General features: G+C 68.5%; 20 protein-coding genes. 9 read left to right on the forward strand and 11 right to left on the reverse strand.

Annotated features, from left to right (window positions below; translation table 11 throughout):
• Positions 1-13: 13 nt before the first annotated feature.
• Positions 14-505: a hypothetical protein gene (locus tag SK571_RS28270; RefSeq protein ID WP_319987114.1), complete on the forward strand. Its 492-nt coding sequence runs from the start codon at positions 14-16 to the stop codon at positions 503-505.
• On the opposite strand, the gene SK571_RS28275 is transcribed toward SK571_RS28270, so the two are convergent.
• Genes SK571_RS28275 through SK571_RS28295 form a run of 5 tightly spaced genes read right to left on the reverse strand, consistent with a single transcriptional unit; the run spans position 486 to position 5,353 of the window.
• Positions 486-1,124: a Uma2 family endonuclease gene (locus tag SK571_RS28275; protein ID WP_319987115.1), complete on the reverse strand. Its 639-nt coding sequence runs from the start codon at positions 1,122-1,124 to the stop codon at positions 486-488. The genes SK571_RS28270 and SK571_RS28275 overlap by 20 nt on opposite strands.
• A 44-nt stretch (positions 1,125-1,168) precedes the next feature.
• Positions 1,169-1,786 carry a GTP-binding protein gene (locus SK571_RS28280; protein ID WP_170176395.1) on the reverse strand — a complete coding sequence of 206 codons (618 nt, stop codon included), beginning with the start codon at positions 1,784-1,786 and terminating at the stop codon, positions 1,169-1,171.
• The gene (locus SK571_RS28285) at positions 1,767-2,312 is read right to left on the reverse strand and encodes a DUF742 domain-containing protein (RefSeq protein WP_319987116.1); all 546 of its coding nucleotides are present in this window, start codon (positions 2,310-2,312) and stop codon (positions 1,767-1,769) included. The genes SK571_RS28280 and SK571_RS28285 overlap by 20 nt, the downstream gene beginning before the upstream one ends.
• 3 nt (positions 2,313-2,315) lie before the next feature.
• A complete protein-coding gene (locus tag SK571_RS28290) occupies positions 2,316-2,735 on the reverse strand; it encodes a roadblock/LC7 domain-containing protein (protein ID WP_319987117.1) in 420 nt (139 codons plus the stop codon).
• Entirely contained in the window at positions 2,732-5,353 is a 2,622-nt protein-coding gene (locus tag SK571_RS28295) for a sensor histidine kinase (RefSeq protein ID WP_319987118.1), read from the reverse strand. The genes SK571_RS28290 and SK571_RS28295 overlap by 4 nt, the downstream gene beginning before the upstream one ends.
• Before the next feature lie 334 nt (positions 5,354-5,687).
• Here SK571_RS28295 and SK571_RS28300 point away from each other — a divergent pair, with 334 nt between their 5' ends.
• Both SK571_RS28300 and SK571_RS28305 read left to right on the forward strand, forming a co-directional pair.
• The gene (locus SK571_RS28300) at positions 5,688-6,098 is read left to right on the forward strand and encodes a DUF485 domain-containing protein (RefSeq protein ID WP_319987119.1); all 411 of its coding nucleotides are present in this window, start codon (positions 5,688-5,690) and stop codon (positions 6,096-6,098) included.
• On the forward strand, positions 6,095-7,672 hold the full coding sequence (locus tag SK571_RS28305) for a solute symporter family protein (RefSeq protein ID WP_319987120.1): 1,578 nt from the start codon (positions 6,095-6,097) through the stop codon (positions 7,670-7,672). Before SK571_RS28300 ends, SK571_RS28305 begins: the two co-directional genes overlap by 4 nt.
• On the opposite strand, the gene SK571_RS28310 is transcribed toward SK571_RS28305, so the two are convergent.
• The 3 genes from SK571_RS28310 to SK571_RS28320 are packed head-to-tail and all read right to left on the reverse strand — an operon-like array spanning position 7,658 to position 9,598.
• A complete protein-coding gene (locus SK571_RS28310; protein ID WP_319987121.1) occupies positions 7,658-8,443 on the reverse strand; it encodes an alpha/beta fold hydrolase in 786 nt (261 codons plus the stop codon). The genes SK571_RS28305 and SK571_RS28310 overlap by 15 nt on opposite strands.
• 19 nt (positions 8,444-8,462) lie before the next feature.
• A complete protein-coding gene (locus SK571_RS28315) occupies positions 8,463-9,311 on the reverse strand; it encodes an ATP-grasp domain-containing protein (protein ID WP_319987122.1) in 849 nt (282 codons plus the stop codon).
• Complete coding sequence (locus SK571_RS28320) at positions 9,308-9,598, reverse strand: hypothetical protein (RefSeq protein ID WP_319987123.1); 291 nt, start codon at positions 9,596-9,598, stop codon at positions 9,308-9,310. Before SK571_RS28320 ends, SK571_RS28315 begins: the two co-directional genes overlap by 4 nt.
• A 36-nt stretch (positions 9,599-9,634) precedes the next feature.
• Here SK571_RS28320 and SK571_RS28325 point away from each other — a divergent pair, with 36 nt between their 5' ends.
• Positions 9,635-11,221 carry a DUF885 domain-containing protein gene (locus tag SK571_RS28325; protein ID WP_319987124.1) on the forward strand — a complete coding sequence of 529 codons (1,587 nt, stop codon included), beginning with the start codon at positions 9,635-9,637 and terminating at the stop codon, positions 11,219-11,221.
• Here SK571_RS28325 and SK571_RS28330 read toward each other — a convergent pair.
• Entirely contained in the window at positions 11,218-12,006 is a 789-nt protein-coding gene (locus tag SK571_RS28330; RefSeq protein WP_319987125.1) for a glycoside hydrolase family protein, read from the reverse strand. The two genes, SK571_RS28325 and SK571_RS28330, sit on opposite strands and share 4 nt — an antisense overlap.
• A 177-nt stretch (positions 12,007-12,183) precedes the next feature.
• On the opposite strand from SK571_RS28330, the gene SK571_RS28335 reads away from it, so the two are divergent.
• Both SK571_RS28335 and SK571_RS28340 read left to right on the forward strand, forming a co-directional pair.
• Entirely contained in the window at positions 12,184-13,125 is a 942-nt protein-coding gene (locus SK571_RS28335) for a quinone oxidoreductase family protein (protein WP_319987126.1), read from the forward strand.
• Positions 13,126-13,172: 47 nt separating this feature from the next.
• On the forward strand, positions 13,173-13,412 hold the full coding sequence (locus SK571_RS28340) for a cold-shock protein (protein ID WP_319987127.1): 240 nt from the start codon (positions 13,173-13,175) through the stop codon (positions 13,410-13,412).
• Between the two features lie 104 nt (positions 13,413-13,516).
• Here SK571_RS28340 and SK571_RS28345 read toward each other — a convergent pair whose 3' ends face one another.
• On the reverse strand, positions 13,517-14,047 hold the full coding sequence (locus SK571_RS28345) for an FKBP-type peptidyl-prolyl cis-trans isomerase (RefSeq protein ID WP_319987128.1): 531 nt from the start codon (positions 14,045-14,047) through the stop codon (positions 13,517-13,519).
• Between the two features lie 330 nt (positions 14,048-14,377).
• On the opposite strand from SK571_RS28345, the gene SK571_RS28350 reads away from it, so the two are divergent.
• From SK571_RS28350 to SK571_RS28360, 3 genes are all read left to right on the forward strand, one after another.
• Entirely contained in the window at positions 14,378-15,382 is a 1,005-nt protein-coding gene (locus tag SK571_RS28350) for a hypothetical protein (RefSeq protein ID WP_319987129.1), read from the forward strand.
• A gap of 6 nt (positions 15,383-15,388) precedes the next feature.
• Complete coding sequence (locus SK571_RS28355) at positions 15,389-16,036, forward strand: hypothetical protein (protein WP_319987130.1); 648 nt, start codon at positions 15,389-15,391, stop codon at positions 16,034-16,036.
• A gap of 61 nt (positions 16,037-16,097) precedes the next feature.
• Positions 16,098-16,748, forward strand: a complete 651-nt coding sequence (locus SK571_RS28360) for an HD domain-containing protein (protein ID WP_406602049.1) — start codon at positions 16,098-16,100, stop codon at positions 16,746-16,748.
• Between the two features lie 15 nt (positions 16,749-16,763).
• Here the strand turns inward: SK571_RS28360 and SK571_RS28365 are convergent, their stop codons facing one another.
• Complete coding sequence (locus tag SK571_RS28365) at positions 16,764-17,012, reverse strand: three-helix bundle dimerization domain-containing protein (RefSeq protein WP_319987132.1); 249 nt, start codon at positions 17,010-17,012, stop codon at positions 16,764-16,766.
• Positions 17,013-17,030: the final 18 nt, after the last annotated feature.

Below are 17,030 nucleotides of genomic sequence, written 5' to 3' on the forward strand. Positions count from 1 at the left end.
AGGGACGTACCCGATGGACACGACCGCACTGCGCAGCGCCTACAAGAAGTTCCTCGACGTGGCCGCGGCACCCGACCTCGGTGAGGCCGCGGACGGAGACTGGAACGCCGACCAGGTGCTGGCGCACGTCCTCAGCGTCGACGCGGCGACCGCCGCCGTCGCACTCGGCGTCGCGTCCGGCGCACGCCCCACCTTCGACAACCGGATCTGCCTCGACCGCTGGAACCTCGACCGGATCATCGCCGAGCACTCCGGCAGAGCCGGCCTGATCAGCCACGTCCGCCACCAGGCGGCCGTGCTCTGCGACATCGCCGATCAGCTCAGCGAGCAGGCCGCCGCGGTTCTGGTGCCGTCGTTCCTGATGTCCGACGACGAGGTCGTGCTGGACCAGCCGGTCGCACTCGCCGATCTGGTCAACGGTCTCGCCGGGAACCACGTACCGGTGCACACCCGGCAGCTGGCCGACCTGCGGCCTCAGGCTTCGCTCAGCGACGGCCCCGAGTGAGGTCAGCCGGGTCGAACGTCACCGACACCGTGCTGGTGATCGCCACTGTCCCCGCCGCACCGGAGGTCAACGTCGCCACCAACGAGTAGACGCCTTCGTCCAGCTCGTAGCAGTAGATGGTCGGATCAACGACGCCGACCATCTCCACGCGCCAGTAGCGTTCCACGCCCGCAGCTGCGAACGCCGCAGGCTTCTCCAGCCTGTCGTTCTTCTTCGTGGACGGGCTGACCACCTCAACGACCAGTGTCACATCTCGGACATCGACCGAACCCGCATCGATGAACTCCGAGGTCACGACGACATCAGGGATGTAACCGGGAGTTCTGTCGACGCGGGCGGCGATCGCAGTCAGCGCTTCCATGCCCTCGCGCGCGACAGCCGCGTCGAGGAGGGTCTGGAGCCGGCCAGTTACCCGCTGATGCCTCATGGCGGGCGCGGCGTTCACGACGAACCGCCCGTCGACCAGCTCGATGCGCCGGCCCTCTTGGGGGTCAAGACTCTCCCAGTCGTCCAGCGTGTAGCCGTCCAGACGCCGCGCGGTGGTCACTTCATCGCCTTCTGCGTACGAGCCCAACATGAATTCAGGCTGGAAGGCGAATGCCTTCCAGCCTGAATTCATGCGTACGTCAACCAGAACGTGTGAGCGCTCGGAGAAGCTCCAAGTCAGCAGACAGGCGCGAGCGGAGTGGTCTCGTCCGGCCCGGCCCGCCGGCGCCACCGGTCCAGCTTCGCGTGCTCGGTCAGCGAGATCAGCGTCTCCCGCACGGAAAGCCGCACGCGCGGGTCGCAGTTCACCACGGGAACGTCGGGCGAGATGCCCATCCCGCGGATGATGGCCTTCACGTCCGACCGGACCGAGGAGTGCACGTTGTTCAGAGCGAGCACGTAGGGAATCCGGTGGTCCTCGAAGTACCGCATCGCGTCCACGGAGTCCGCAGGGCGCATCACGTCGAACAGCACCACGGCACCGACGGCGCCGCGCACCACGTCGCCCCAGCCCGCGCGCGGGTCCTGCCACTGCGGGGCCACGAAGAGGTGCAGTGCGAGGCCCGGATCGAGCCACACGCGGCCGAACTGGATGCGCACCAGCTCTGTCACGGCACCCGCGCGTTCCGGCGGGAGTGCGTTCATCGTCAGGAGATCGTTCTCCACGATGGACCTGATGAAGGTGCTCTTGCCCACGCCGAAGCCGCCGGCGACGACGATCTTGGCCGAGGTCAGCTCCCGACCGGGCGGCCCGGGAGGGCCGAATTCGGGAAATCTAGAGCCGACGTAGTCCACTAAGCACTCTCTCCATCAACCCGAGGTCTGGCGTGTCACCGCCTGCGGAAGCGGTCTGGTGCACGTCCACCAGGCCTCGTTCCGCCATGTCGCCGAGCAGCACCTTCACGACTCCCAGCGGGAGGCGCATCAGTGCGGCCACCTCCGCGACGGATCGCGGGGAGTGGCACAGCTCGACAACGCGTTGGTGCTCAGCCTGCAAGATACCTGCAGACTGCCGACTCTGATCATTGGCGGAGACAAGTGTCTCGATCTCGAGGTCGATGTTCGACCGAGTGCGCCCACCCGTCCAGGCATATGCACGAACGATCGAGGCGTCGTGAGCCTCCTGTGCGGAGGGCTCGAACACCCGGACATCTTCCTGCGGTACAACGGGAGTCGCTTCCCGCACGGGCACCTGGTCCGGCGTGGGCGCCCGCTTCCGGCCCGAATTCAGGGAGAACCCGTTCATCAGGTCGGCGAACGTCTGCTCGGCGGGCGTTTCAGCCCGCTTTCGCCGTCGGTGCGCGTCTGGGGAGGAACTCATGAATCACCTCACGCTGTGCAGCTGCGCTCGCAGTTCGGGGGTGAGGATCTGGCCCACCTGGTCGACGACCACGGTCATCTCGTAGGCGACCTGGCCGACGTCGCTGTCGGGGGCGGCGAGTACCGCCAGACAAGAGCCGTCGCGAATGGACATGAGAAGCATGATCCCGTAGTCCATCTCGATCACGGTGCGCAACACTCCGCCACCTTCGAAGCATCGCGAGGCGGCCGCCGTGAGGGCCGTGACTCCCGACGCGATGGCGGACAACTGGTCTGCGCGCTCCGGCGGCAGACCCGTCGACTTGGTGAGCAGCAAGCCGTCCACCGAGATCACGATCGCGTGGGCGACACCGGCCACGCGATCGGTGAAGTTCGTGATCAACCAGCCGAACTGGTCGACCTGGCGCGACTGAGGCGTGCTCATGCCTTCTCCCCGTTGTACTGGCCGTTCCCCTGGCCGCTTCTGTTCCCGTTGCCGCCGAGCGGCGCCTGGCGCAGGCCCGTCTGGTAGCTGGCGAGAAAGCCTCGCGCTCGTTCCGGATCGCGCTTCTGGCTCACAGCGGGACGCGCATTGTTCTCGGAATGTTCCACGAGGTCGGGGAGCAGGTTCTTGCGCGGCGCCCGTTTCGGCAACCCGGCATCAGTCTCCCCCGCGTCCGTGACGGGGTCTCCGGCCTGTTCCCAGACCGTACCCCCGGGCTTCTTGCCGAACCAGGATGCCACTACCGACGGTGACGACGCGGGTGAGGGTCCGGGATGGGATCGTGCCGGCGAATGATCACCGTTGACCGGTTCGCCCGAGATCGCACCCCTGAACCAGGAGGAGGTCGTCTCGTTTGGCGACTCGTGCGGCACACCGTTGTGCTGAGCCGACGCGGGTCGCGGTGCGCGCTGGGGCAGCGACTCGTCGATCGCGGCGCCGCGGAACGACGACCACTCGGCGGACTCGCGCGGGCTGTCGATGACCGGCGCGGGTGCGGGTGGCGGCGCCAGGTTCGGCGTCTTCACGACGACGTGCGGCTGCCTGGGGAGGGCGGGCTTCGGCTGGGGCAGCGCGGCGTGCCGCGGCTGGGACGGCGCCGGGGCCTCCTCGTGCGAGCGCACGAGCTCCGCGGGCACGAGCACGAACGCGCGCAGGCCCTCACGGCCCTCTCCCGCGCCGCGCAGCCGGACGGTGATGCCGTGGCGGCCCGCGAGCCTGCCGACGACGAACAGGCCCATCTGGCGCGAGACGGGCACGTCCTCCTCGGTGCCGGTCGAGAGCCGCTCGTTGGCTTCGGTGAGCTCGGCCGGGCCCATGCCGATGCCCTGGTCGGCGACCTCGACGAGCACGGCGCCCTGCTGGTCGATCCGCGAGCCGATCACGACCTGGGTCGTCGGCGCGGAGAACGCGGTGGCGTTGTCCAGCAGCTCCGCGACGAGACGCACGAGGTCGCTGGCCGCGTAGCCGACGATCTCGACCGACGGCGTCGACTTCACGACGACCCGCTGGTAGTGCTCGATCTCCGACGCGGCGGCGCGCAGCACGTCCGCGAGCGGGACGGGCTGGTGGAACCGGCGGGCGACGTCGCTGCCGGACAGCACCATCAGGTTCTCGTTGTTGCGCCGCATGCGCGTCGCGAGGTGGTCGAGCTTGAACAGGTTCGCGAGCTGCTCGGGGTTCTCCTCGTGGCGCTCGAGCTCCTCCATGAGCTTGAGCTGGCGCTCGACGAGGCCCTGCGAGCGGCGCGACAGGTTGACGAAGATGTTCCTCATCCCCGACCGCAGCGACGACTGCTCGACCGCGCCCCGGATGGCCTGCTCGTGCACGGCGTCGAACGCGCGGGCCAGCTGGCCGAACTCCTCGCTGGTGTGCACGGGCACCGGTTCGATCTCGGTGTCGGGCTTGCGGTCGGCGCGGATGGCGGCGACGACCTCGGGGAGGTGGTGGTGCGCCACGTCGAGGGCGGAGCGGCGCAGCTCGGACAGCGAGCGCAGCAGGTAGCGGCCGATGACGAAGCCGAGCGTGCCGGCGATGAGCAGCATCGCGAGCAGGATGACCGCGGCGGCGCCCGCCTTGTTGGACGTGTCGTCCTGCAGGGCGCCGGCGGTGTTCGCGAGCTCGTCCTGCAGTTCGCGGACGACCTGTTCCATCAGGCGCGCGGTGGTGCCGGACGACTTGTTCCAGTCGTCGACGGCGATGCCGAACTCCTGCGGCGGCTTGGGCTGGCCGGGACGCGTCGGGGGCGGCGGGGTGCCTTCCGGCTGGGTGAGCGCGCGTTCCACCAGCGCGGAGCGGATCGCGACGGCGGCACCGGTCACGGTCTGGTCGTAGATGCGGCGCTGTTCGGTGGTACCGATGGCCTGGAAGTCGTTCAGGCGGTCCTGCAGGCGGATGTCGGACTGCTCCAGCGCGCGGACCTCGGGGCCGAGGAGCTTGCCGCGGCCGATGCCGGCCAGCACGAACGCGTGCTGCAGCGAGACCTGCTCCTGCGCGATGACCATGTTGTGCAGTGCTGTCGCGGTGCCCGAGATGGCGTTGTCGTTGAACTGGCCGACGAGCGCCTGCTCGAAGTCCAGCAGCGACTTGATGATCGCGGTGTAGCCGTAGGTGCCGCCGGACGGGTCACCGCCGTCGCCGCCCTGCGCGACCTTCTCCCGCAGGTTCTTGAGCGTCTCCAGCTGGCCGCCGACCTCGGCGAAGCGCTGGCGGGAGACGTCGCTGACGCCGTCGGTGCGGTCGATCCGGCGGCGCACCGTCGAGGCGGCGTTGTCGGTGGCGCTGATCTGGTTCTGGTAGGCGCCGACGCCCGAACCGCTGGTCGTGCTCTGCGCGGCGAGCGTGCGCTCCTGCTGGACGCTGGAGATCAAAGGCGCGAGATCCGCCCTCAGCCGCACCAGGCCCTGCATCTGCACGTAGTTGTTGGACCGGTCGACGTAACCGGAGATCTGCAGAGTGCCCGCGCCGACGGCCACCGCCACCGGGACGAGCAGCACGACGCCGAGCTTGACGGGCAGGCGCCAGTTGCGCCAGTCGCTGATCTTTCTCCACTCGACATTCACGAAATGATCCCCAAGGCGCGTTCGAAGTGCCCCACTATCGGCTACCTCCTGGCCTGGTGAATCCCCGCGAGTCGATGTCCCCCGCAGCTCGATATCTCCATCAGCCGTATCGGGTGTGAGCGGATAGTAGGCCAGAGAGCGTGACGCGACAACGACCTCGGGCGTGCACGATCGATCACCCAGGGTGACACTGGCCCTTGTGGAGTGGTCCTGCCGGTTCTGGGGATTGACTCAACGCCACGCGTGGTTACGCTTGCGCCTCCCAACCCCGGATCGGACGCGCTGTGCGCGCGGAGCCTCGCCGGGCACTCCCCGTAACGAATGCGAGCGGTTGATGACGAAGGCGCTGCCCTCCGTGTCACGCCCGGCCACCCCCGGTTTCGCGACCTTTGACGAGCCACATCACTCATTGCTCATCGATGGTGACGGTGAGCCTGATTTCGATGCCCTCCAAACGAGTGAGGATTTCCTCGCCCTGAAGCGCCGGGTGAAGCGTTTTATTCTCCCGGCGACGCTGCTGTTCCTCGCGTGGTATGTGACGTTCGTATTGCTTTCGGCCTACGCCGCCGACTTCATGAGCACCCCGCTGTTCGGAACGGTGAACGTCGGCTTGACGATGGGATTTCTCCAGATCGTGACGACGGTCATCATCACAATGGCGTACTCGCGTTACTCCAAGCGGAAGCTCGACCCCCAGGTCGACAAGGTGCGCGCGCTCGTGGAAACCGATGAGGAGCTCGCGTGACCGGGGCGAACACCGCGATCAACCTGTCCGTTTTCGGCATCTTCGTGCTGCTGACGCTCTACATCGTGTACCGGGCCTCGACCCGGAACGTGAGCGCGTCGGACTACTACGCGGCGGGCAGCAGTTTCACGGGCACTCAGAACGGCATCGCGCTCTCGGGCGACTTCCTGTCCGCGGCATCGTTCCTGGGCATCTCCGGCGCGATCGCCGTGAACGGCTACGACGGCTTCATGTACTCGATCGGATGGGTCGTCGCCTGGCTGATCGGTTTGATGCTGATCTCGGAACGGCTGCGCAACACCGGCCGTTTCACCATGGGCGACGTCATGGCGTTCCGCATGCGCCAGCGCCCCGTGCGCGCGGCGGCGGCGAACTCGACCCTGGTCATCTCGCTCTTCTACATGATCGCGCAGATGGCGGGCGCCGGCGGCCTGATGGCGTTGCTGCTGGACGTGCACAGCAAGATCGGCCAGGCCATCATCATCGCGGTCGTCGGCATCGTCATGGTGCTGTACGTGCTGGTCGGCGGCATGAAGGGCACCACGTGGGTGCAGATCATCAAGGCCGTGCTGCTGCTCCTGACGGTGTCGCTGCTGACGATCTTCCTGATCGGCAAGTTCGGCTTCGACATCTCCTCGATGCTCGACCGCGCGTCGCAGCGTTCGCCGCTGGGCGAGGCCGTGCTCTCGCCGGGTGTGAAGTACGGCGCGACGGACCTGTCGAAAATCGACTTCATCTCGCTGGCCCTGGCGCTCGTCCTCGGCACCGCGTCTCTTCCCCACGTGCTGATGCGCTTCTACACGGTGCCGAACGCCCGTGAGGCGCGAAAGTCCGTCGTGTGGGCGACGTGGATGATGGCGATCTTCTACTCGTGCACGCTGATCATCGGCTTCGGCGCGATGGCGCTGGTCGGCACCGACAAGATCACCAACGCCCCCGGCGGCGAGAACTCGGCCGCGCCGCTGCTGGCGTTCCAGGTCGGCGGCACGGTCCTGCTGGGCGTCGTCTGCGCGGTGGCGTTCGCCACGATCCTCGCCGTGGTCGCGGGTCTGACGCTGACGGCGTCGGCCTCGTTCGCGCACGACGTCTACGCGAACGTGATCAAGCGAGGCGAGGCCGACCCGCGCGACGAGGTCCGCGTCGCCCGCATCACCGCCGTGTGCGTGGGTGTGCTGGCGATCGTCGGCGGCATCGCGGCCAACGGCCAGAACGTCGCCTTCCTGGTCGCCCTGGCGTTCGCCCTGGCCGCGTCCGCGAACCTGCCGACGCTGCTGTACTCGTTGTTCTGGAAGCGTTTCAACACGCGCGGCACGCTGTGGAGCATCTACGGCGGCCTCACGTCGTGCGTGCTGCTCATCGTGTTCTCGCCCGCGATCTCCGGCTCCAAGTCGTCGGTGTTCCCGGACGCCGACTTCGCGTTCTTCCCGCTGTCGAACCCCGGCATCGTGTCGATCCCGCTGTCGTTCCTGGCCGGGTTCCTGGGCACGGTCCTCGGCGGCGAGAAGGCGGACGCGGCCAAGCAGGCGGAGATGGAGGTGCGCGGCCTGACCGGCATCGGCTCAGGTCTGCGCTAGCAGGTCCTCCACGGCCTTGTTGAAGACCTCGGGGCGTTCCAGGTTCGGCATGTGGGCGGCGCCGTCGACCACGACCAGTGTCGAACCCGGAACGCGCTCGCTCATGTACTCGGCCGCGCTGACCGGGGTGTACTCGTCGTCGCTGCCGACGACCACCAGCGTCGGCACGGTGATCGCGGTGAGCGTCTCCGTGTAGTCGGGCCGTTCCGCGCGGCCTCGCAACGCCGCGGCCGCGCCTTCCGGTGGCGCGTTGTGCATCAGCCCCGCGACGAACTCGCCGGCTTCGGGGTTGTGCGGCGCCACCATCTTCCACTTCACCTCGGTGGCGTAGCCGGACATGCCCTCGCGCAGCAGCCGGTCGGCCATCTCGTTGCGGTGGCGGCGGCCTTCCTCGGTCTCGGCCTGCGCGAACGTGTCGGCGAGGATCAGGCCGCGCAGGCGCTCGGGGAACGTGCGCGCGAACTCCATGACGATCTGCCCGCCCATCGAGAGGCCGCCGAGCACGACCCGCTCGACGCCGAGGTGGTCGAGCAGTCCTGCGATGTCGGCCGCGAAGACGTCCAGCGGCGTGATGCCGGGCACGACGGTGGTCTCGCCGTACCCGCGCAGGTCCGCTGCGATCACGCGCCGGCCGCTGGTGCTGAAGTGCTCGACCTGCGGCCGCCACATCGTGCGGTCGAAGGGATGGCCGTGCACCAGCACCAGCACGTCGTCGCCGGTGCCTTCGTCGTCGTAGCCGATCGTGATGCCGTTCACGCTCGCGGTGGTCATGATCCGACCGTAGCGCGAACTACGAACGGGAGGCCGCTTCCTGGATCACCTTGCTGAACCGGGACGCGGCCTCGTCGGTCGTGAGCTTGAAGCCCAGCGACGGCTCGGTCAGCTCCAGTTCGAGCAGCAGCGGTTCCCCGCCGGGACCCTCGACCACGTCCACGCGGGCGTAGAGGAAGTCGCCGCGCCGCAACGAGAGCAGGTCCGCGGCGACGTCGAGCACCTGTTCGGCGAGCGCGATCTGACGCGGCGAGGGCTCGATGCTGCCCAGCCGCTCCTCGACGTAGAGCCCCGACTCGGCCTCGGCGAGGCCCTGGGCCAGCATCGGTCCTTTGTGGAACGAGTGGGAGTACTCGCCCGCGAAGAACACCAGCGCCGTCTCGCCGTGGGCATCCACACTGGACTGGTACGGCTGCACCAGCGCGGTGACACCGAGGGATTCGAGGTGTGCGCGGGCCGCGGCGTGGTCGGTGAACCGGCCGGCACCGCGCGACCCCGCGCCGACCGCCGGCTTCACCACGAACTCGCCGTCCGGGAAGACCGGCTCCTCCCCCGGCCGCACGACCGCGGTGGGCACGACGGGGACGCCGCGCGCGGCGAGCTCGGCCATGTACGACTTGTCGATGTTCCAGCGGACCACCGGCAGCGGGTTCGCGAGGGTGGGCACGCTGGAGCACCACGCCAGGAACTCGTCCAGGTGGTCCGGGTAGTCCCAGGTCGTGCGCAGGACGACGAGGTCCGCCTCGACCTCGCTGCCCCACGGCCGCCACTCGACGTCGACGCCGTCGCGCTGGAGGGCGGCGACGAGCGACTCCTCGTCACCGTCTCCCCGGGGCAGCCGGTCGCACGAGGCGAGCACGACCTTCATGACTGCATCGTGGCCATCTTGCGGCGGTGGGCGGGCCCGATCTTGGTGGCGGCGGTGGTCTCGCGGTCCCATTCGGCCTGCTCGACGTTGTCCGCGGCCTCGACGGCCTTGGTGGCGGACTCGACGTCCTTCACCATCACGTCGCCCATGGCGCCGTCCGCGCCGACCAGCACGATCCGCGCGCCTGCCCGGCCGATCGGTTCGACGACGGCCCTGACCGGCGTGTCCGCCTTGCCGTGGGCCTTCACGAACTCGGCGATGCGCTTCTGAGTGGTGTGATCAGACATCCCCACACTGTAAAACCAGCGGGTAGTTTCGGTCGGGTGACCACCGACACGCTCACGTCGTTCCTCTCGTGGTACTTCGACCACCACCCCTCGCACGCCGCGGGAGTCGGCTCGCTGGAGCACTGCTCGACGTTCGGGGACTTCTCCGCGGCGGCGTTCGAGCAGCGGGCCAGGGAGAGGGAGACCTGGCTGACGCGGCTGGAGGCGTCGCCGAGGTCGGTGGACCGCGATCTCGCCGTGTCGGTGCTGCGCGGGGCGTCGGCGATGGACGCGTGGCCGGGCTGGCGGCGGGACCCGCACGAGTACACCGGGATGATCTTCTTCGGACTGCTCGGGCCGTTCCTGCACGGGTTGCTGCCCGAGGCCGAGCTGGTCACGTCGACCGTCGCCAAGCTGCGCGAGGTGCCGTCGGTGCTCGCCGCCGCCGAGGCGAACCTCGACGCGTCGCTGGCGTCGTCACTGGTCGTGCTGCGCACGCTCGGCCAGGTGCGGACGGGGCGGGCGTTCCTGCTGGACCAGCTCCCACAGCAGGTGTCGTCACCCGAGCTGCGCGCGACGCTGGCCGAGGCCGCCGGCCCCGCGGCCGACGCGTTCGACCGGTACGCGGTGTTCCTGGAGGACCTCGCCGTGCGGGCGTCCGGCGACTGGCGGATGGGCGAGAAGCTCTACTCGGTCTTGTTGCAGGACAAGGAGTTGCTGGGCTACGGCGCACCGGAGCTGCACCAGCGCGGGCAGGACGCCTACGCGGCGCTGGAGGCCGAGCTGGTCGAGCTGGCGGGGTCGCCGGACTGGCGTGCGGTGATGAGCTCGCTGCAGGACGACCACCCGCCGACCCTGGAGGCGATGCGCGCCGAGTACGAGGCGGAGACCTCACGGGCACGCGCCGCGTTGGTCGAGCACTCGCTGGTGACGATGCCCGAGGGCGAGGAGTGCCGGGTGGTCGGGGCGCCGCCGTTCCAGCGGGCGCTCATGGCGGTCGCGAGCTACCTCGGGCCGCCGGCGCTGACCTCGAAGCGGACCGGCTTCTTCTTCGTGCCGTTCACGCCGGACGGCGCGTCGGACGAGCAGATCACGCAACGCCTGCGCACCAACTCGCGGTCGCAACTGCCGACGATCTCGGTGCACGAGGCGTATCCCGGCCACCACTGGCACTCGGCGTGGCTGGCGGCGCAGGGCCCGGCGCACCCGCTGCGCAAGGTGTTCCGGACGTCGTACTTCTCCGAGGGCTGGGCGCTGTACTCGGAGAAGCTGCTGCGCTCGGTCGGCTACTACACGTCTCAGGGCGCTCTGATGAGCCACGTCGAGGCGCGGCTGTTCCGGGCGGCGCGGATGATCGTCGACACGGCGTTGCACTGCGGCGACATGACTCCCGGCGAAGCCGAGTCGTTCATGGTGGCGCGCACGGCCCTGACTCCGGGCACGGCGGCCGGCGAGGTGAAGCGGTACTGCGCGTGGCCTACGCAGGCGCCGTCGTACCTGACCGGCGCGTTGGAGATCGACCTGATCCGCGACGAGTACCTGGCCGCGGGGCTCGGGTCGTTGCGCGACTTCCACGACCGGATCGCGGGGTCCGGCGCGCTGCCGCTGGGGCTGGCGCGCCGGGTCGCTCTCGGTGAGGACTAGGCGGGCGCGTAGGCGCGGCCCGCCGCCGTCAGCGCCGTGCCGGTGGACAGACCGGTCGGGCTGGTCCTGGTGGACAGCGTGAACCACGCGTACCGCTCCACGAAGGACAGTCCGTCGAGCATCCTGGTCGACGCGGTGATGAACGCGGTCTGCTGTTGCTGGGTGGGGTAGACCGCGCGGCCGGAGCGCCAGTCGATCAGCGCGTACTCGGTGAGCCAGATCGGCTTCTGGTAGCGGTTGTGGACGTTGCGCAGGTACGACTCCAGGTGTCCGGTCGCCTTGTCGGAGAAGTCCTGGCCGTACCAGTGGATCGGGATGAAGTCGACGCGGAGGTTGCGCGCCTTCGCCCCCGCCATGAACCGGTCGAGCCAGCCGCCCGCGACGTCACCGCCGAACGCGACCCCCGGCGCGCCGAGCCTCAGGCCGGTGCTCTGCAGGCGTGGCCACAGGTCCAGCGCCCGTTCGACGGTCATGTTCGCCTGGCCGGCCATGTCGGGTTCGTTGAACCCCAGCAACTGCCGTCCGTTGGCCTTCGCGTTGTCGAGCTCGGCGTCGGTGACATTGGCCGCGCCCCAGATCATGGGGACGAACTCGGCGTTGCTCTGGATCCCGCGCCGGTCCGAGGCCCACGTGTAGTACCAGCGGGCGTCGAGCGCGGCCATGGCGGCGCCGGCCGGGCCGGGGTCGTCGGCGGCGTTCACGCCCTTCTTGGCGGAGGCGGCGTGGGATGGAAGCGCTCCCACCAGTAGCAGCAATGCGATCAGCAGCAGGGAGGTTTTTCGCATGGACCGGTCATACCCATGCCCGGTGCTGCCTGTCGCCGTGGTAGCACCGCAAGCAGCCGGGCGAAGCGAGACCGATGCCCTCATGCTGGAGGGACGCGGCGGGTTCCCATTCGGTGGGAGCGGGAACATCGGGGTCGTGGCCTGGGTTGACCGGGTTGAGTCGATCAAGGAGGACAGATGCCCAAGGCAGTGGTGGTGCGTTCGGCCGGTGGCCCCGAGGTGCTGGAGCACACGGACGTGCCGTCGCCCGTGCCCGGTGACGGCGAGCTGCTGGTGAAGGTGAGCGCCGCGGGCGTCAACTACATCGACACCTACCAGCGCAGCGGCCAGTACCCGCTGCCGTTGCCCACCGCCCTGGGACTCGAAGGCGCCGGCGAGGTCGTGACGAGCAACTCCCCGGACTTCGCCGCCGGTGACAAGGTCGCGTGGATGGGCGTGCTGGGCAGTTACGCCTCCGAGGTCGTGGTGCCGGCCGCGTCGGCGGTGCGGGTGCCGGACGGGCTGGACGTCGAACTGGCCGCGGCCTCGCTGTTGCAGGGCATCACCGCGCACTACCTGGTCCACTCGACGTACGTGGTGAAGGAAGGCGACCGGGTGCTGGTGCACGCGGCGGCCGGCGGCGTCGGCCTGCTGCTGACGCAGTGGGTGAAGTCGAAGGGGGCCACCGTGATCGCGACGGTGTCGACCGACGAGAAGGAGGCGCTGGCCCGTGAGGCCGGGGCCGACCAGGTGCTGCGGTACGGGGACTTCGCCTCGCAGATCGAGAAGGTCGACGTCGTCTACGACGGGGTCGGTGCCGACACGTTCGACCAGTCGCTGGCGTCGCTGAAGCCGCGCGGCATGCTGGCGCTGTTCGGCGCCTCGTCCGGGCCAGTGCCACCGGTGGACCCGCAGCGGCTCAACGCGGCCGGGTCGGTGTACCTGACGCGGCCGTCGACCGGGGCGTACCTGCTCGACCGCGCCGAGCTCGACTGGCGGGCGTCCGACCTGTTCTCCGCCATCACGTCGGGCGAGCTGAACATCCGGATCGGTGGCCGGTACAAGCTGGAGGAGGCGGCGCAGGCGCACATCGACCTGCAGTCGCGCAGGACGACCGGCAAGCTGCTGCTCCTGCCCTGAGCCCGGGAGAGACGCGAGAAATGCCACACGACCGGAACCATCACGGCGTGGTAGCTCGATGGAACGACGGCGAAGGCTGGGGCGAGATCACCTCGGACGACTTCGCCGATCCGATCTGGGTGCACTTCTCGGCCATCGAGCGGTCCGATCGGACTGCCTCACCGGGCGGATACCGGAGTCTCCACGCGAACAACTCCGTCGAATTTCTCGCCGAGCGCGCTGACCAGGACGGATACCGCTGGCGAGCAACATCGGTACGTCGCCTGGAGGGACACGACCAACCGTGATCCGGGAATCGGCCTGAGCCACGATCTCCTTCTCGCGGTCCGGGGTGCGACTTGCACCCCGGACCGTCGTGCAAGTTCAGGGGAAGGCTGGTCCCCATTCCCGATTACGGACCGGTGACCTTCACGCCGTCGATGACGAACACGAGCGTCTCGTTCGCCTTGATGCCCTGACCGCCCTGGCCGTAGCCCTTCTCCGGCGGCACGATCAGCAGGCGGCGGCCCTTCTCCTTGAGCCCGACGATGCCCTCGTTCCAGCCGTCGATGACCTGGGCCTGGCCGACGTTCTCGACGTCGAACGGCTTGCCGCGCTGGAAGGAGCTGTCCAGCACCTTCTTGTCGGAGAAGGTCGTGAGCTGGTAGTCAACGGTGGCCGTCGTGCCCGCCTTCACCTCGGCGCCGGTGCCCACCACCAGGTCCTTGATGATGAGTTCACCTGTGGGCTTGCAGCTCGGGATCTCGACCTTGGGCGCCGCACCGAAGTCGCCGGTGACCTTGAAGTCGTCGGCCTTGCAGGGGTTCGTGGGCGCGGCGGCGGCCGGCGACGATCCGCCGGCCGAGGGCTGGGCCGACCCGGCGCACCCGGCGAGGCCGGTGGCCGCGAGCGCCACAGAAGCGATGAGCAGGACGTTACGCATGGTGGGTGAGCGTATTCCGACGGGTGTGAGCGGCGTGTAGCAACCCACGCGGCCCTTCGGAGCACGACACCCGGCATGGGTGCATGTGGGTGGGGTGGTCACCCTCATCCGACACGTTCGGGGGCGGCGGCGACGGCGCGTCACCGAAGTGCACGAGTACGGGTCGCCGACTGCGCTCAAGGGCGCTTATTCCGGTCCGGAATGTCGCACGAATAGCAGCTTCCTTATCTTTTGACCGACGCGTACAGTAACTCCTCGCACTTGATCGGACACCCAGCGCATTCGTCCGTTCGGGTAGCGGCCAATCTGGTGATCCAGGAGGTGGCACACGTGTCCGCGGAGGCCGGAGGCATCCGCAGCAACCTGATCCAGGAGTTGTTCTGGACTCGGACCGGGTTGCTCCTCCTCATACTCGTGGTGACGTCGGGTGCGTCGCTGGCCATTTCCAGTCAAATGGATTCCGGGGCAGCGAGAAACCTGCTGACGGCACTGGGCACGGGCACGCTCATTTCGGCGGTGGTGAGCTTCACGCAGACGTTGATCACGTCGAAAGCGGCGCAGAAGGCACTGCTGGCTCCCGTCGTCGAGGAGAGCCGCAAGGCGCTCAAAGAGCTCACCGAGGAGTACCGGGCACTCGACCGGGAGTTCTTCCCCAGTCACGTGTTCGAGCCGACGGCCAGGCCGGACCCGGTGTTCAACCAGCTCATGATGCAGGACCTGGAACGGACGCGGCTGTACTGCTTCCGCGGGTTCGCCGGCCGGTACGCGGCGGGCAGGGTGCTGCTCAGCCAGACGGAGTGCGAGCTCAGGGCCGTGCTGGCCGACCCGCGCGACGACAACGCGATCAGCGGGCGCGCGCGGTACCTGCTGCGCAACGAGGGCGCGGACGGCGACTACGACGAGATCCAGGAACGGCTCAAGGAGCAGATCGGGATCGGGCTCGTCGGGCTCTACGCGGCTCGCAGCCGGTGCACGAGAATCGACGTCACGATCGTTTCGGATCCGCCGCTCGACCGGCTCGAGCTGTTCGACGACTCCGCGTGGCTCACGCTCTACAGCAACACCGCGGGAGTGCTCAGGCCGTATCCGCGCACGCTCAGGTTCACCGAGAGTTCGTTCCTCTACGCGATGGAACGCGCGGAGTTCCTGCGCATCAGCAATTCCAAGGCCGGCTACCACTTCGCCATCACGCCGGGGACGACGCGAAACGACTTCATGGCGTTGTTCGAGAAGATCACCGGCGAGACACTCACCCAAGACGGCTTCACGGAACTCGAAGGCAAGTTCCACGCATTCCGTCGCGAATTCTCCGCATCTGCTCAGTTGAGGAGCTGATCGATCTTGCTAGCCGAGTTCACCGGGTTGTCCGCGCTCGAGGAGCTCGCCGCCCGGGTGAAGCGCGCCGAATTCCCCGTCGAGGACCATTGGGCCGATGTCGGCACCTGGTTCACCGAATGGGCGGCCCGGCCCGAGCTGCGCAAAGAGCTGCGTGCGTACATCGACGGGCTCACGCCCCAGCAGGCGACCTGGGTGATCGCGCACTCACGCGAGACGACGACTCACTTCGCGTGGTGCCTCCGCGACGAGGCGGACGAACCCTTCACGTTCTGGCTGCACGAGTACAAGCCGCTGGCCGACTGGCGCGCCGGGTACGCCGACTCGGTGCACAACCACCGCTACCACTTCTGCACCACGATCCTGAGCGGCGCCTACCTGCACGAACGTTTCGACGCCCGGCTCGGCATCGGCGGCCGCACCATCGTCGGCACAGAGCTCACGAACCGCACCCAGTGCACCGAGGGCGCCACCGGAACGATGCTGGCGCACGAGTTCCACCGCATCCCGCGAGCAGCGGACGGGACCATGACGTTCCTGGTCAAGTCACGTGCCGTGAACCCGTGGAGCCTCAGCTACGACCCTGACACCGGAATCAGCCACCGCCACGTGCCGGTGGAGGACCGACTGGAGGATCTGACGAACCACCTCTGAAGCCCCGCCGAGGCCGCCGCGACACGCCTACCATCAGCCCACCTTGTCAGGAGGGCTGATGATGCGTACGCGCACGATGATCCCGAGGTCTGTCATAGCGGACGTGGAGCAGCGCGTGAGGCGGCTGTGCGAGGACCTGGCCGCGAAGCTGCAGTTCCACGGGTGGCACCACGTGAGCTTCGTCCGCGACAAGTCCGTGCACTTCGCCGAACGCAACGGCGCCGCACGGGACGTCGTGGAGGTCGCCGCGCTGGTGCACGACCTGAACTACATGGTCCGGCGCAACTCGCTGCCCACGGACGGCGCCGCGCTGCGCCGGAAGGTCCTCTTCGTCGCCGGTGTCTCGCAGGGCGACATCGAGTGGATCGAGCGGATCGTCGTCGAGGCCGAGATGCGCACCCGCTCCCGCGACATCTCGCTGGAGGCGCAGGCGCTGTCCGACGCGGACACGCTGTTCAAGGCGCTGCCGGTCACGCCGGTCGTCCTGGCGCACAAGTACCTGCAGGAGAACGGCATCACCCTGCGCGAACTCGCGTACAAGATCGTGGGCGAGCAGGTGGGCAAAGCCGAGGAGGGCTACTACTTCTACGACTCGGAGGCCGCCGCGACCTACACGAAGTGGGCCGAGACGAACCTCCTGCTGTGGAAGTGCATCGTCGAGTCCCTCGACGACCCGTGCGTCGAGGACCTGCTGACCAAGGTGGCGTCCTGAGCGTCTGTCTGGAACTCAGCGAGCAGGCGTGAGGCCCACGGTCTGCTGCAGGGGCATCGTCACGCCGACAGCGGTGAACGCGAGTTCGCGAGCCGCGCGGCGGACGGTGAGCACGCCGAGGTAGGAGTGCACGGTCGAAGCGCGCCGCAGGTCGAGGTACGCCTCGACAGCGGCGTCGACGATCTGGTCACCCGGCACGCGATCACCGAAGCGGCGGACCAGTTCGTCGACCGCTTGCCGCAGCTGGGCTTCCGAGTTCAACATGCCCTGGTAAACGCCCAG

The sequence above is a fragment of the Lentzea kristufekii genome, from assembly GCF_033949925.1.
Taxonomy (GTDB): Bacteria; Actinomycetota; Actinomycetes; order Mycobacteriales; family Pseudonocardiaceae; genus Lentzea; species Lentzea kristufekii.

Coding starts and splice junctions, on each gene's coding strand:
- SK571_RS28290 (WP_319987117.1), bottom strand. CDS start 2,735: ATGAGCACGCCTCAGTCGCGCCAGGTCGACCAGTTCGGCTGGTTGATC.
- SK571_RS28345 (WP_319987128.1), bottom strand. CDS start 14,047: ATGCGTAACGTCCTGCTCATCGCTTCTGTGGCGCTCGCGGCCACCGGC.
- SK571_RS28365 (WP_319987132.1), bottom strand. CDS start 17,012: ATGTTGAACTCGGAAGCCCAGCTGCGGCAAGCGGTCGACGAACTGGTC.
- SK571_RS28310 (WP_319987121.1), bottom strand. CDS start 8,443: ATGACCACCGCGAGCGTGAACGGCATCACGATCGGCTACGACGACGAA.
- SK571_RS28315 (WP_319987122.1), bottom strand. CDS start 9,311: ATGAAGGTCGTGCTCGCCTCGTGCGACCGGCTGCCCCGGGGAGACGGT.
- SK571_RS28300 (WP_319987119.1), top strand. CDS start 5,688: ATGACGAAGGCGCTGCCCTCCGTGTCACGCCCGGCCACCCCCGGTTTC.
- SK571_RS28320 (WP_319987123.1), bottom strand. CDS start 9,598: ATGTCTGATCACACCACTCAGAAGCGCATCGCCGAGTTCGTGAAGGCC.
- SK571_RS28275 (WP_319987115.1), bottom strand. CDS start 1,124: ATGAATTCAGGCTGGAAGGCATTCGCCTTCCAGCCTGAATTCATGTTG.
- SK571_RS28330 (WP_319987125.1), bottom strand. CDS start 12,006: ATGCGAAAAACCTCCCTGCTGCTGATCGCATTGCTGCTACTGGTGGGA.
- SK571_RS28360 (WP_406602049.1), top strand. CDS start 16,098: ATGCGTACGCGCACGATGATCCCGAGGTCTGTCATAGCGGACGTGGAG.
- SK571_RS28285 (WP_319987116.1), bottom strand. CDS start 2,312: ATGAGTTCCTCCCCAGACGCGCACCGACGGCGAAAGCGGGCTGAAACG.
- SK571_RS28335 (WP_319987126.1), top strand. CDS start 12,184: ATGCCCAAGGCAGTGGTGGTGCGTTCGGCCGGTGGCCCCGAGGTGCTG.
- SK571_RS28270 (WP_319987114.1), top strand. CDS start 14: ATGGACACGACCGCACTGCGCAGCGCCTACAAGAAGTTCCTCGACGTG.